The 14,417-nt window shown below is 62.9% G+C and carries 8 protein-coding genes; 4 read left to right on the top strand and 4 right to left on the bottom strand.

What is annotated here, in order from left to right:
- Positions 1-287 precede the first annotated feature (287 nt).
- The 4 genes from ACYQ2T_RS07455 to ACYQ2T_RS07440 all read left to right on the top strand — a co-directional run bounded on the left by ACYQ2T_RS07455 (position 288) and on the right by ACYQ2T_RS07440 (position 6,079).
- Complete coding sequence (locus ACYQ2T_RS07455; RefSeq protein WP_459899689.1) at positions 288-1,418, top strand: class II glutamine amidotransferase domain-containing protein; 1,131 nt, start codon at positions 288-290, stop codon at positions 1,416-1,418.
- Complete coding sequence (locus ACYQ2T_RS07450) at positions 1,382-3,016, top strand: glutamate synthase-related protein (RefSeq protein ID WP_459899687.1); 1,635 nt, start codon at positions 1,382-1,384, stop codon at positions 3,014-3,016. The genes ACYQ2T_RS07455 and ACYQ2T_RS07450 overlap by 37 nt, the downstream gene beginning before the upstream one ends.
- A gap of 81 nt (positions 3,017-3,097) precedes the next feature.
- Positions 3,098-5,488, top strand: coding sequence for an FAD-dependent oxidoreductase (locus ACYQ2T_RS07445; protein ID WP_459899685.1), 2,391 nt, complete (start codon positions 3,098-3,100; stop codon positions 5,486-5,488).
- A 102-nt stretch (positions 5,489-5,590) separates the two neighbouring features.
- The gene (locus ACYQ2T_RS07440) at positions 5,591-6,079 is read left to right on the top strand and encodes a DUF1499 domain-containing protein (RefSeq protein ID WP_459899683.1); all 489 of its coding nucleotides are present in this window, start codon (positions 5,591-5,593) and stop codon (positions 6,077-6,079) included.
- 489 nt (positions 6,080-6,568) lie between these two features.
- On the opposite strand, the gene ACYQ2T_RS07435 is transcribed toward ACYQ2T_RS07440, so the two are convergent.
- From ACYQ2T_RS07435 to ACYQ2T_RS07420, 4 genes are all read right to left on the bottom strand, one after another.
- Positions 6,569-7,402: a carbohydrate-binding family 9-like protein gene (locus ACYQ2T_RS07435; protein ID WP_459899681.1), complete on the bottom strand. Its 834-nt coding sequence runs from the start codon at positions 7,400-7,402 to the stop codon at positions 6,569-6,571.
- Between the two features lie 659 nt (positions 7,403-8,061).
- A complete protein-coding gene (locus ACYQ2T_RS07430; RefSeq protein ID WP_404844808.1) occupies positions 8,062-8,328 on the bottom strand; it encodes an RNA-binding regulator in 267 nt (88 codons plus the stop codon).
- A gap of 401 nt (positions 8,329-8,729) precedes the next feature.
- Positions 8,730-13,298, bottom strand: coding sequence for a glutamate synthase-related protein (locus ACYQ2T_RS07425; RefSeq protein WP_459899679.1), 4,569 nt, complete (start codon positions 13,296-13,298; stop codon positions 8,730-8,732).
- Between the two features lie 412 nt (positions 13,299-13,710).
- Complete coding sequence (locus ACYQ2T_RS07420; protein ID WP_459899677.1) at positions 13,711-14,409, bottom strand: thermonuclease family protein; 699 nt, start codon at positions 14,407-14,409, stop codon at positions 13,711-13,713.
- Between the last annotated feature and the right edge of the window lie 8 nt (positions 14,410-14,417).

Genomic DNA, 14,417 nt, shown 5'->3' with positions numbered 1-14,417 from the left:
AGCCCGCTTGCCGTGCCTTTTTTGCCCGTTTTGCGGGCCACAGGAAAAAACGGGGATTTTTCTGCCCAAAACGTCGCCTGCGCGACATGCAAAACACCCCCGCAAGCCCCGGACAGCACTGACTTTGCTGGACTTGAAAGTAACTATTGGCTATTACTATTTGTCCCGCAATTACAGATGCACGTCGGATGCGATATCCGGCCAAAGGGGCATGGCTTCCGGCCACACGGCGCGCCCGCGCCCCCTCCCGCCCCTTTTTCCTCAGAACGCAAAGGAGTCAGCAGACAATGTGCCGCTTGTTCGCCCTTACAAGCACCGACCCCGTATCCCCCATGGAGGCGGTCCAGGCTCTGGACGTCATGCGCGAGGGACACGACGGCTCTGGTGTGGGGCTGTATCTGACCGGTCTGGACGGCGCTTTCGGCAAAATGCCGGATACGCCCATCCTCTCCGCCATCGTCACGGAACAAGGCGAAGAACGCCTTATGGAATTCATGCGGCACCGGGGCTATACGCCCGGGCACAGACTCTCCATGTCGCACTCGGCCACCCTCCCGGCTGGCACGCCCGCGCGGCACGCCTACCTTGTCCAGGCCTTTGAGCCGCCCGCAGGCTGGGACGACCTTTCCAAAGAAGCGCGCGAGGAAGAGCTCCTCGCCACCCGCGTCGCCCTCAAAATCGCCGGGCTGGAGCATGACGACATCACGGTCTTTTCCTTTTGGCCGGACGTCGTCATGGTTAAGGAAATTGGCGACCCGCTGAGCGTTGGCGAATACCTCGGGCTGGACCATCACGACTTCTACGCCCGTACCATCCTTGCGCAGGGCCGCCAGAACACCAACTACGCCATCAACCTCTATGCGTGCCACCCCTTCTTCATTCAGGGCATCTGCACCATGACCAATGGCGAGAATACAGCGTTCGTCCCCATCCGCGAGTATTTGGAATCGCAAAACATTACGGGATACACGGGCTACCATTCGGACTCCGAAGTCTTCGCCCATATCCTCCATTATACGATGAAGCGCCTCGGGCTGCCCCTGCAGGCCTATAAGCACATCATCACCCCGTTGTCCGACGCCCAGTTGGACGCGCACGCCGACGGCGAGTTCCTCGCCCGGCTCAAGATGGTCTGCCGCAAGATGATCATCGACGGCCCCAACTGCGTTATCGGCGTCACCCCGGACCGCAGCATGTTCATGGTTCAGGACAAGAAGAAGCTGCGCCCCGGCGTCGTTGGTGGCCGCCCCGGCCTGTACGCCTTCTCGTCCGAAGTCTGCGGGCTGGACGCCGTTATCCCGGACCGCGACAAGAGCGCGGACTTCCAGCCCATGCACCTTGATACCGCCATTGTTTCGCCCCAGTGCGAGGAGATTGAGATATGCCGTCAGACGCAGCCATTACCCCATCTTCGCTAAGCCGCAAGGATCTGCCGTGGCAGATTGACTGGAACAAGAGCAAGTGCACGCTCTGCGGCCAGTGTACGTCGGTCTGTCCGGTGCGGGCCATTGAGCTTGGCGTCTTCCGCAAGCGGAAAGTGCGCACGCCCCTCGGGCTGACCAAAAAACCCGAAAACGACTTTTCCATCTATTATGGCATCCGGCAGAAGACCGCTCCGGCCACGGCCTGCATAGGCTGCGGCATGTGCGCACAGGTCTGCCCCAACGACGCCATCATGCCCTACCACAGCGACGAGCCGGACAAGCTGCGTATGCACCAAAGCGGTGGCGGCGGCGCACGTACCCGTGGCGGCAGACGCAACGACTCCGGCAGTCTGCTGGACGCCATCAAGTTCGTGCGCATCTCCATGCTGACGGACCCGGCGCTGGATGCAGGCCGTCACGAGTTTGACCTCAGCACGCTGATTGGGCGCGTCCAGTCCCCGGAGGACGGCCTGAAGGCGCAGCTTGAGGGCGGCTGGACCCCGCCCGTGCGCAAAATCTACCCCCTTGTCATCGGCGGCATGAGCTTTGGCGCGCTGTCGCCCAACATGTGGGAAGGCCTGCAAATGGGCGTTGCCTACCTCAACGAGGAACTGGGCATGCCCGTGCGCATGTGCACCGGCGAGGGCGGCTGTCCGCCGCGCCTGTTACGCTCGCGCTTTCTGAAGTACGTCATTTTGCAGATTGCCAGCGGCTACTTTGGCTGGGACGAAATCATTCAGGCCATCCCGGAAATGAAGGTCGATCCCTGCGCGGTGGAGATTAAATACGGTCAGGGCGCAAAGCCCGGCGACGGCGGCCTGCTTATGTGGCACAAGGTCAACAGCCTTATCGCCGCCATCCGCGGCGTGCCGCCGGGTGTGAGCCTGCCCTCGCCGCCCACGCACCAGACCAAGTATTCCATCGAGGAAGCCGTGGCCAAGATGATTCAGTCCATGAGCATGGCGTGGGGCTTCCGCGTGCCGGTCTATCCCAAGATTTCGGCCTCCTCCACTTCCCTTGCCGTTCTGAACAACTTAACGCGCAACCCCTACGCCGCAGGCCTCGCCATCGACGGCGAAGACGGCGGCACCGGCGCGGCGTACAACGTGTCCATGAACCACATGGGCCACCCCATCGCCTCCAACGTGCGCGACAGCTACCTGAACCTTGTGAAGCTGGGCAAACAGAACGAACTGCCCATCATCGCAGGTGGCGGCATCGGCAAAAACGGCAACCTTGCCGCCAACGCCGCCGCGCTCATCATGATGGGCGCATCCGCCGTACAGGTGGGCAAATACATCATGCAGGCCGCCGCAGGCTGTGTCGGCTCCGAGGCCGACCGCTGCAACGTCTGCAACATCGGCGTCTGCCCCAAGGGCATCACCAGTCAGGACCCGCGCATCTACCGCCGCCTCGACCCCGAGAAGGTGGCCGAACGCGTGGTGGACGTGTTTTTGTCCTTTGACCTTGAAATGCGCAAGATACTGGCCCCCCTTGGGCGCTCCACCACCCTGCCCATCGGCATGTCCGACGCGCTGGGCATTGGCGACAAGGACGCAGCGGAGCGGCTGGGCATCAAGTACGTCGTGTAGGCGCGGCCCGCATATCCCCGGCTGGCACCGCCAGACGCAGGGATGGCATCACGTTCAGGAGCTTTATCGGAGAATCATTGTATGGCCGAATCACACAACATCCGCGTGAGCGGACTTGAAGACGGCAAGCGCATCGAGTCGCGCATTCTGGAGGAACGCCTCCAATCCGCCGTACGCTCGGGCGCGGAACATATTGAGGTAGACGCCTTTGGCCAGCACGGCATCGGCGGCAGACTGTGGCAGAAAACCGCCCCCAAGCTGCACCTCTCCGTCTATGGATCACCGGGGCAGCGCCTTGGGTCCATGGGCTTTCCCGGCACCACTATTGAGGTCTTTGGGCCCGCGTCCGACGATACGGGCTGGCTGAACACCGGCGCGGACATCATCATCCACGGCAACGCCACCAACGGCACGGCCAACGCCATGGCGCAGGGCCGCATCTGGGTGGATGGCGGCCTTGGCGCGCGCGGCATGACCATGACCAAACACAACCCGCGCCACACCCCGCCGGAACTGTGGGTGCTGGGCGGCGTTGGCGATTCGTTTGCGGAGTTCATGGCCGGGGGCATCGCCGTCATCTGCGGCATTGACCCGGCAGACCCGGAAAATGTGCTGGGCTACCGCCCCTGCGTTGGCATGGTTGGCGGCTCCATTTACTTCCGCGGCCCGCACAAGGGCTTCAGCCAGACCGACGCCAAGCTCATCGAAGTGGACGACGAGCGCTGGGCTTGGCTCAGCGACAACCTGATGGTCTTTCTGGAGCGCATCGGACGCCCGGAACTCTTTGAAATCCTTGGCGACCGCAGCCAGTGGCAGTGCCTCGTCGCCCTCTCCCCGCACGAGAAGATGGGCAAAAAGCGCCGGAGCATGGCGGATTTCCGCGCCAATGCGTGGGACGCCGAGCTTGGGCGTGGCGGCCTTATCGGCGACCTGACCGACCTCGACCGCAGCCCCATCCCCCTCGTTCCCACCGGGGAGATGCGACGCTTTGTACCGGTGTGGGAGAACAGGCGCTACGAAGCGCCGTGTCAGGCCAACTGCCCGACGGGCATCCCCGTCCGCAAGCGCTGGAAGCTCATCCGCGCGGGCAAAGTGCAGGAAGCCATGGACCTGTGTATGAGCTACACGCCCCTGCCCGCCACAGTCTGCGGGCACCTGTGTCCCAACCTGTGCATGGAGGGCTGCACGCGCACCACGCAAAAACTTATCCCCGTGGACGTCAAGGCCATGGGCAAAGCCAGCCTCAAGGCGCGTGACCCGGAGCTTCCCGAACCATCTGGGCACAAGGTTGCCGTGGTTGGCGGCGGACCTGCGGGCCTCTCCGTGGCGTGGCAGTTGCGCCTGCTCGGTCATGAGCCAGTCGTCTTTGACCGCGACAGCGAACTGGGCGGCAAAATCGCCGCAGCCATCCCGGACAGCCGCATTCCCGCCGATGTCCTCGGCGCGGAGCTGGAGCGTGTCCAGCGGCTTGTGATGCACGTGCAGTTGGATGAAGAACTCGGCGCCGACGCCTTTACCCGCCTCAAGGACGACTTCGACTTTGTCGTGCTGGCAGCGGGCGCGCAAACGCCCCGCGTTCTGCCGGTTCCGGGCAAGGAGCGCCTTGTCACTGCGCTGGACTTCCTGCGCGGGGCCAAGCACGGCGGGCAGCAGTGCGGCGAGCGTCTTGTCATTATCGGCGCGGGCAACGTGGGCTGTGACGTGGCCGCAGTCGGCGCCACCCTTGGCGCGCGCGACATCACCCTCATCGACGTGCAGGAGCCTGCCTCCTTTGGCAAGGAACGCGAAGAGGCGGAGAAGGTTGGCGCAACCTTCCGCTGGCCCTGCTTCACCAAAGAAATCACCGCCGAAGGCGTGATGCTTTCCACGGGCGAAGTGCTCCCGGCGGATACGGTGGTTATCTCCATTGGCGACGCGCCGGACCTTGGCTTTTTGCCGGATTCCATCGCCACGGAGCGCGGATTTGTCACGGTAAACGACGTGATGCAGACCACGGACCCCAAGGTCTTTGCCATTGGCGACATTGTACGCCCCGGCCTCATCACGCAGGCTATAGGCGACGGCCGCCGCGCGGCGGTGGTCATGGACGCCATCCTCTCCGGCAAACGCCCGCTGGGCGACGCCGAGACCATGAGCGATGACATCCGCGCCCGCCTCGGCTCCCTTGACGACGAAGGCCGCCTGTCCGAAATGATTGACTACTCCCGCATCACGCTGGAGTACTTTGATCCGCGCGTGTCGCACTTTCAGGACCTTGACGACTGCGCGGCGCAGTGCTCGTCCTGCGGCGAATGCCGCGACTGCGGCCTGTGCGAAACCCTGTGCCCGCAGGGCGCCATCACCCGCCAAAGCCTGCCGGACGGCGACTTTGCGATGATTGCCGACCCGGCCAAGTGCATTGGGTGCGGCTTCTGCGCCGACGCCTGCCCCTGCGGCATCTGGGCGCTGATAAAAAACACCCCGCTCGGCTAACACGCCCCCCTCCACACCCATCAGGGCCGCCGTGGCATATGCCATGGCGGCCCTGTTTTTTCGCGGCTTTTCACGCCTGTGTGGAACGTGTATTCTTGCGGCATGTCCATACATAACATCATTCTTCCACTGACGGCCCTTGTCTGCCTCGCCTTGGCGGGGTGCTCCTCCACGCCGGACAACCTTGGCGGCGTCGACGGCCTGTCCCCATGTCCGGGGTCCCCCAACTGCGTCAGCTCCACCATGGATGATGGCCACGCCATCGCCCCCATCCGCATCGACGGCGATGTCGCCGACGTGATGGCGCGCGTCGAGGCCGCCGTGCGCAGCCTGCCGCGGAGTCAGGTGGAGCGACTCTCCGGCCCCTATCTGCATGCGGTGTTCACCAGCGCATTTTTCGGCTTTCACGACGACTTGGAATGCCTGTACGACGCCGAAAACGGCCTGCTACACATCCGCTCCGCCGCGCGCACAGGGTACTACGACTTCGGCGTCAACCGCCGCCGCGTGGAACGCTTGCGTAAACTGCTGTCCATCATCCCGGAGCCAGAGACATTGCCGGAAACGATGCCAAATGATGGGGCAGAATAAACGCAGGGATGCGTGAGGCTCAGGGAGAGGGTGAAGCGAAGGGAGCCAGAGAAGGCACAATGTTGCCCCCGGCGCAAATCGCCGCGGGGAGTCTTTTTGCTGACTGCCGAGCATCATCCGTACACGGAGGCGCTGTGCCCGAAGGACGGACACAGCGAAAGCCGTCGGGATAATGCGCGCGGAGCATTTGCGGCAAAGTACCGCCCCGTGTGAAAAGGATGTGGACCATAGGTCCCGTAGAGTGAGCGAAAGAACAGAGAAGGCCCACGGAAGCGAAAGAATGCCCCGGCGTAAACTGCCGCGTGAGGTCTTTTCGCAGCCTGATGAGCATCACCTGCCCACAAGGGGCGTCATTCTCGCAAGACGTCGGAGGTCTGCACAAGGAGATTTGCAGCAGCACTGCTCCCCCATGCGAAAAGGCGGAGGTCCACTTGCGGCAGAGGGCCATGACAAGGATTGGATTCCTAGCTGACGCTTCCGCCAGCCGCATCACTGCCGGACAAGACGCACACGGGCAAAGCGCTCCGGCATGTGGGAGTCATACTCGCCATGTGCGCGCAGCGCCCATCCCGCCGGGGGACTGAGTGTGCGGCCGTCCGCGTCAACGTGCTGAAAGCGTGAGCAGTCCACGCGCAGCGTATCGCCCTCGCGCGGCGTTGGTGCCGCGTCCGGCATAATCGCCGCCATCCCCGCCCACGGCGCGCGGACTTCCACAGTCCACCCACGGTCCGTATCCGAGGCATCGTTGAGCGTCCCGTCCACAGCCACCGCCGCCGTCAGCCCCGGCCAATCCCACTCCAAAAAACCAATGCGCAGCCCGCGCGGATGCACATGGTCGCCAATACCGGTCAGGCGCATGGTCCGTCCCGCCGGGTCCAGTGCGGCATGCCGTCCGTGCGGTTCATAGGCGTCATTCCACACCCACAGCACCTCATAAATGGTGCCCCGGGCGTTGATTTCAAATTCATAATACGCATCAGGACCAGCAATGAAGAGCTCCGCATCGTTCTCGCGGTAGATGGGGGCATCCCGCGCTGTCAGGTGCGCGGTCACGTTCGGCTCGGCAAAGCGAAAGGCAATGTACAGCGCCTCATCATCCCATAGCACGGCGCACCGCGAGTCCAGCCAGCCCGGCGTCCCATCCACAAGGTCCACGAACTGCCCCGACCACCCCCCAGCGTCCCAGCACGCCTCATCAAGCGCGCCGTCAATCACCGGAGCAACTAACGCATACCGCGCCGCCAACTCTGGCGTCTGCCCCATGGCATAAGGACACCCGGCAAACAGGACGCAAAGACTCAGGACCCAAGCAAAACGCTTCACAGCGAAGCACCTCCCTTCTGCACACGCGCCACTCTGCGCAGTCTACCCCACGCCAGCCCCACACCTCAACGCCCCGGGACAACGCGCTCCCCCAGCACACCGAACATCGCACAACAGCGCGGCTGGCACGACGCACAGCGGCCTCTCCCACTCTCCCCCCCACAGACACAACCGCCCTTCGTACTCCACGAAACGCGCCGTAGAGGGCGCCTCACCATACCAGCTTTACCCGCTCATGCCCGTCATCACCGCGCAATGCGTCAAGAGGACGACTGGCCCCTTCACTTCCGGACGCCGGGGCCCATACCGCCACCCTTCATCACGCACCTGCATTACCAGCGCAATGGAGCACGACGCACGGCGCCCTTCACCATGCGCCCCGCATAACAAGCGCAACGATGCACGACACGCGGCGGCCTCTCACACGCTCCCCACAGACACAACCGCCCTTCGTACTCCACGAAACGCGCCGCAAAGACCATCCCGCAATACCAGCTTTTCCCGATCATCTCCGGCACCATAGCGCAGCGCGGCGATAAGCCCACACTTCCCCACTCCACCGTCATCACCGCGCCTCGCCACATGGCCCCCGGGCACAGAACGCAAAAAAGCCCGCAACTTTCGCTGCGGGCTTCGTGATATGCCGTATATTTCCTCGCTTAGTAGCGGGGGCGGCGCTCACGGGGCTGGGCTTCGTTGACGCGGAGGTCACGGCCCATGAAGTTGTTACCGTTCAGTGCCTCGATTGCCTGGAGAGCGCCGTCGTCATCATCCATTTCGACAAAGCCGAAGCCGCGGGAGCGACCGGTCTCACGATCGAGAATGACGCGTGCGGACCGCACTTCACCGAACTCGGAGAAGAGGGAATGAAGATCTTCATCAGATGCGCCCCAGGCCAGGTTGCCGACATAAATGTTCTTAGACAAGAAAAAAACTCCGAAAAGAAAAAAGGAAAAAATCACCGGGTCGTCACTGTTTAGCCGTTACCCAGCTCGGGTGATGCGTAGCAGTACACCGTGTAGCTGCCGTTCCATCGCCCTCTCAATGTCGTTCTACTTATAATTAAACGTCCGTCCGGGTCAACAACTATTTTAAAATAATTTTGCATTTAATTGCGTAGCACTACAGATGCGCATTGAAGCACAGCAGCCCGCGCGGGGGCCACGCATCATAAAGCTGTTCATAACAGGGCCAAAACGTCTGCAAGCCCGCGCCTTCCGCCAGCAGAACCCCGCTCTTCCCGCCCGCAAAACAGACGGCCCCGGCAATGCCGGGGCCGTCCTACAATGTTCAATCTCTTTACCAATTCATCTTGGCCGCGCCGCCATCATTCGGCTTTGGGCGGATTTTTGTGCGCTGGGGCGATAACCACAAAGCGTTCGGATGCATCACGCAGCAGTTCCTGCACCGCGTCCGCCTCGTCGTCCTGAAAACTGCTGCGCAGTTCATGAATGTATCGCTCCAGCAATTCACGGACATCGTCCAATCCCGCTTCATCAAGGGGCATAACACCCACATCCGCGCCCGTAGCCAAGCGCCGCACCACGGAGGCTTTGGTAAAGCCATATTCCGGATACAGGCACTGGTAGATGACGCCGCCAGTCATACCGGCGCACATCCACGGTCCCGGGTCGCCCAAGACTACAGCGCGCCCGCCCGTCATATACTCAAAGGCAAAACCCTTCAGGTGCGCGCGGGAAGCCAGATTGCCGCTCTCGTCGCTGACCGGGGCGGTAATGCGCGCGCCAAAGATGGCGTCCGCACCGGACAGGCGCACGCACGCGCGCGAATCGGCATAATTCTGCACCATCAGCGTGCCGCCAATAGCGCCATATGCAAAGCTCTTGCCCGTGGAGCCATCAATGCGCTTGCCCTGCCAATTGGCTTCCTTAAACACGCCAACGCTGCCGCCAAAGCAGCCCTTGGCCGTTCCATCCTGCGTTCCGCCATTCACGATGCAGTCAATGCCCGGAATGTTGAACGCGCACAGGCCATTGCCCGGAACGGACGCATCGAAGCGCAGGTAGGCGTGGCGGTCGGTGCCCGGGCCGAATTCACGGCTCATGGCGCCGGCCAGATAGGTGCCCACGGCGCGGTCCACACTGCGGATGCCCTGCTCCGTATAGCGCACGCGGGTGGTCTCGTCCTCGCCAAAGGATGTCATGGCGATGTCGGAGATAAGGCGCGTCAGGTAGTCGAGGGGCTTTCGCGTGGTACGCACGGGCTCGGCCCCTGCGCTGGCGATGGCGTCGCACGGCGCATTGATAATGGAGGACAGGTCCACCGCGTCGTCAAGCATGGCCTGCGTCAGCAGGTCCGTACGGCCCACAACGTCGGCAAGGCGCCGCTCGCCAAGGCGGGCGAGAATGGAGCGCATTTCCTCGCCGATGTAGCCCAGCAGGCGGACAAGGTTGCCCGTCTCCGCCGCGACCTGAACGGGAGTGAACCCCTTCACGCCGCGCTCGGCGGCTTGCTCCTTGGTGCGCAGCTGGGTGGAGATGCCCTTGGGGCACTTGTCCAAATGGCACCGCTGGCAGCTGATGCAGCCAAGGCCCATAAGCGCCACAGTGCCAAGCCCAACACGGTCCGCACCCAGCATAATCATCTTCAAAACGTCCGCGCCGGAGCGCATGCCGCCGTCGCACCACAGCTCCACGCGCTCGCGCAGGCCGGATTCCACAAGGGCGCGGTGCGCAAGAGAGACGCCAATCTCGGCGGGCAGGCCAACGTATTTCTTGGCATGCTCGCGGGCCGCGCCGGTGCCGCCGTCAAAACCGGACACATTCACGATGTCCGCCCCGGCCTTGGCAACGCCAACGGCAATGGTGCCCACGCCGCTGGTGACGGGTATCTTCACGCTGATGCGCGCGCCGGGGTTGGCGGTTTTCAGCTCCGCAATAATCTGCGCAAGGTCTTCAATTGAATAGATGTCGTGATGGTTGGACGGAGAAATCAGCGCGATTCCCGGCTTGCAGTGGCGCGCCTCGCCCACCATGTCCGAGACCTTCTGGCCCGGCAGGTGGCCGCCCTCACCGGGCTTGGCGCCCTGCCCGATCTTGATTTCCAGAAAATCAGCGGAGTTGAGGAAGTCCATAAACACGCCAAAACGCCCGGACGCAATCTGCTGACCGCGGTTTTTGCGGTAGCGCCCCATCATGTCCGGAATTTCGCCGCCCTCACCGTTCATGCACACAATGTTCAATTCCTTGGCGGCCTCGGCGTAGGTACGGAACGAGTTCTCACCCTGCGAGCCAAAGGACATAGCCGGAATAACCAGCGGCATGGCGTGGTCGCCGCAAGTGATGTCCACATCGCTCATGGCCAATTCGGGCTGGTCCGCCTTGGAATGAAAATCCATCAGGTGGCGCAAGGCAACGGGAGATTCGCGCTCCACGTCGCGCAGCTTCTGAGCCATCTCGCGGTAGCCGGAGCGCCCCTCCGCAGCGGCGCGCAGAATGCGGCCTACCTTCACGTTGCGGCGCGGGTCGCGCCACAGGGGCCGGTCCTCGGTTGCCGTTGCGCGCTCAAGACGCTTTGCGCCCATGGCCTCAAGGCGGGCAAAGGACAAGCCCTTGCGCTCCGAAAAGCAGAAATTGGGGCAGCCAAACACGTCAGCAAGGTCATCAGCAAGGCCGATGGACGAGAAAATGCGTCCGTAGCCGCACAATTCATGAATGCCCATAGTGGACATGACCTTCTCGATGCCCTTCTGCAGCACGTCCATGGTCACACGGATAACGTGCTCCGCCGGGCGGGATTCCGTGGCGTGCTCGCGGGCCATACGCCAGATGAGGTACGGGTTCAGCGCGTCCGCGCCAAGGCCCAGCAGGAACATGATGTCATGCAGATTGCGGATGGCGGCGCTGCGCACCACGATGGAGCAGTCGCGCCGCAGTCCGGCGCTGCTCAGGGCCTGCCCAAGGCTGGCAACCACAAGGCCGGGGTCGATGAACACGCGCCCGCCCTCAAAGGTTGCGGCGTCGTCCACCACAAGGATAACAGCCCCGCCGCGCACGGCCTCGCACGCCTCATCGCACAGCGCATCAAGGCGCTGGCGCAGGCCGCCGCCCTTGGCATCAAACGTGGCGTCCATGACGTGGTAGCGCGAAGCGTCGCGGCGCTGGGCACTAAAGAAGTCCAGCACCTCGGCCAAGGTCTGCGTGCCAAAGGCGTGGGCAATGTCCGCCATTTCCGCATGGGAAACGGCGTCGCCGAAGCAGCCGCCCAACAGTAAAGGTGTACTCAGGCTCAAGCCCACAGGCGAGGGCGACTTGCCGCCCGCCGCATCCGGCCTGTCGCCAAGGATGACGCGCGTGGAGAAATGGTCCGCCTCGCGCTCGCGGTCGATGGCGGGGTTGGTCACCACGGCCACGTTTTCCTTAAAATACTCCGCAATGCAGGGCAGCGCGTCCTCGTTCAGGCAGGCCAGCGGGCCCATGTGGCCCATGGAGCCGATAACCGGACGGCCCGTGGTGGCGACCTTCTGGCGCATATCCACGTCGTACTTCTGCCAGCCCAGCGCCCCAAGGGCGTTGGTGGACACAAGGTCGTCCTCGGTATGGGCAGTGTCGCCGCGGCCGAGGAACTCCCGCAGGGACGGCATGGCGTCCTTCTGCGGCGGGATAGCGTCGTACAGGCCGCTCACTGCGCCCAGCACCTTTTTACGGCCCGTCATCAGCTTGGCAAGGCGGCGCTGGTAGGCTGAATAATCCAGCACCACGCCGCGCCGCTCGTGCCCGGAGATGATGGCGATCTTCTCGCCCGGAGCAAGGGGCTTGGGGTCTGCGGCGTTGAACTCGATGTCCACAACGCCCTTCTCCGAAGACAGAAAATAATCATAGTCGGATTCGCCAAACCACAGCGGGCGCAGGCCAAGGGCGTCCACACTGCCCATGACCACATGCCCATGCCGCGCGATGACCGCCGCCGGTCCCTGCGCGGACGGCGGGAAGAACCAGCGGTAATAGGCATACACGTCCTGCAGGTCCTTGTGGTAGGCCGCCACCTCGGAATGCACGGCCGGGAAGACCATGGCAAAGGCTTCCATAGGCTCAAAGCCGTAGATGTTGACGAGACCCTGCAGAATGCGGTCGAGGTCCTGCGAGTCGCTTCCGCCCGGCACCGGCTCAATGCCAAGGGTGCGGGCGGTGCTGCGCAGGCGCTCAATGGTGTTGATTTCGCCATTATGCCCCAGCATGGAAAACGGCTGGGAACGCTCCACCGTGGGCAGTGTGTTGGTGGAATAACGGCTGTGACCAAGGGTCATCACCGAGCGCGTCTCGGGATTCTGCAAGTCGGGATACACGCGGGGCAACAGGTCCGGAACGCCGCGCAGCTTGTAGACCACGCTGTCCGTGGACAGGGACGCGATGTGAATATCCGGAAGCTCCGCCTCCACCGTCATCTGCACATCAAACAGCACGCGCCCACCGGAATTCAGCTCCGCCTGCGGCAGAATGCCCGCCACCTGCCAAAACAGCGGCGCTTCGGCAGCGGCCAGCGGACCAAGCTCGGTATCGCGCGTGTTGCCGATGACTTCGTGCAGCAACTCCGCGCCGCGCTCGGCAAATAGCGTGCGCACGCGGGACATAATGGTGTCCGCGTTGTCGCGCGTCTGGTGGGGCAGCAAAATATGACCAACAAAGAAGCCACGGCTCTCGGCCAAATGGCGCGAGAGTCCGGCCTTTTCCAGACGCCCCGCCCATACCTCGCGCGGGATGTCCGTCATGACGCCGCAGCCGTCACCTTCGTTATTGATGTCGCCCGAGCGGTGGGCCATCTTTTTTAGGGCTTCTATGGTCTTGACGATGTTGGCGTGGGACGAGCGCCCGCGCTTATCGATAAAGGCTATGATTGCGCATGCATCTTGTTCTTGGGCGATTGGAGTACGTTGCATTGATTGTTCCCTCTTGCGGTACACCGAGGCTCTGCTGAAAAGTTTGAGGTCCATCGGTCTGCCCTCTTCCCATCGCACGTGGGGGCCGCCTCGCCGAGGGGCGTGCGCAGCCGGGGCAGACTCAGCAACTATCAGGACGCCCGGCGGCGGATGGCGGCGCGCCAAAGCCTGCACAAATTGCGGCACAACATGGCGCGTTGTGGGCCTTTTCCGCCAGCGGTGGCGGCAGGCCGCGCACAACAGCGCGAACCAGCGCCAAGCCGGGCATATTCCCCATTATCTCATGTAAGGGTCGGTCAGAATACGGTTTTCGCAGAACAGCGTCAAACAGAAAGAGAATTTTTGCCATTTCTGAAATTTTTGAAATAACAAAAATGGAAAACACAAAGCAAATCAGAATGTTAAACAGGCTTCACCGCACCTGCCACCACGGCGAGAGCGAACGCGCGGCGCTATAGCCGTGCATATAGACGTCCTCCAGCGAGGAGAACTCCACGCGGTTGCGAGGGGATATCTTTTTCACCCGGCTGTTGCCCGCCGGATAGGCGCGGTGGCTTCTGGCGTTGCCCACCCACGGTCCGCGCGCCACGGGCTGACCAAGCACGCGCGGCCAAAAACCGCGCTCGTGGCTGATGGCCTCGCGCTGCACAGCGATATAGCGCGAAATAAGCTCCGCCGGGTGGTCGGGGAACCAATACAGCGAGGCGTGCCCACTGCGTAAAAGTTCCTCGTTCACATTGGTGCCATCCAGCAGGATGATTTCACCAAGCACGCGCCCGTAGCGGTCTGCCCCGCGCCCAACAGGACGCACGTGAAACGGCCGCCCGCCCACAAGCTCCTGCAACGCGCCGCGCGAGCGGCCGGAATAGTACTGCCCCGGCGCGCCATGCTTGCCCGTTTCCGGCGCATCAATGCCCGTCAGCCGTACCCATGTGCCGCCAACCAGCTGAACGGTGTCGCCGTCGGGAATCCACTTGGCCCATGCCAGTTCATCCGCGGACGTCGTGCACCCTGTGCCGTGCCCCAGAACAAGGAAAAGCGCCAAAGCCACAGCGCATGCGACACCGCGCCATGCACGCTGCCTGCGCCCAAAGAACCGAATTCCACTCATACCTGCAA

It is taken from the genome of Desulfobaculum senezii, assembly GCF_054657395.1.
Note: the sequence above shows the minus strand (reverse complement) of the source record. Positions and strands in the feature narration are given on the sequence as shown.

Excerpts from the sequence above, each read along its gene's own strand:
- ACYQ2T_RS07425 (WP_459899679.1), bottom strand. The coding sequence starts at position 13,298 with ATGCAACGTACTCCAATCGCCCAAGAACAAGATGCATGCGCAATCATA.
- ACYQ2T_RS07445 (WP_459899685.1), top strand. The coding sequence starts at position 3,098 with ATGGCCGAATCACACAACATCCGCGTGAGCGGACTTGAAGACGGCAAG.
- ACYQ2T_RS07450 (WP_459899687.1), top strand. The coding sequence starts at position 1,382 with ATGCCGTCAGACGCAGCCATTACCCCATCTTCGCTAAGCCGCAAGGAT.
- ACYQ2T_RS07420 (WP_459899677.1), bottom strand. The coding sequence starts at position 14,409 with ATGAGTGGAATTCGGTTCTTTGGGCGCAGGCAGCGTGCATGGCGCGGT.
- ACYQ2T_RS07440 (WP_459899683.1), top strand. The coding sequence starts at position 5,591 with ATGTCCATACATAACATCATTCTTCCACTGACGGCCCTTGTCTGCCTC.
- ACYQ2T_RS07455 (WP_459899689.1), top strand. The coding sequence starts at position 288 with ATGTGCCGCTTGTTCGCCCTTACAAGCACCGACCCCGTATCCCCCATG.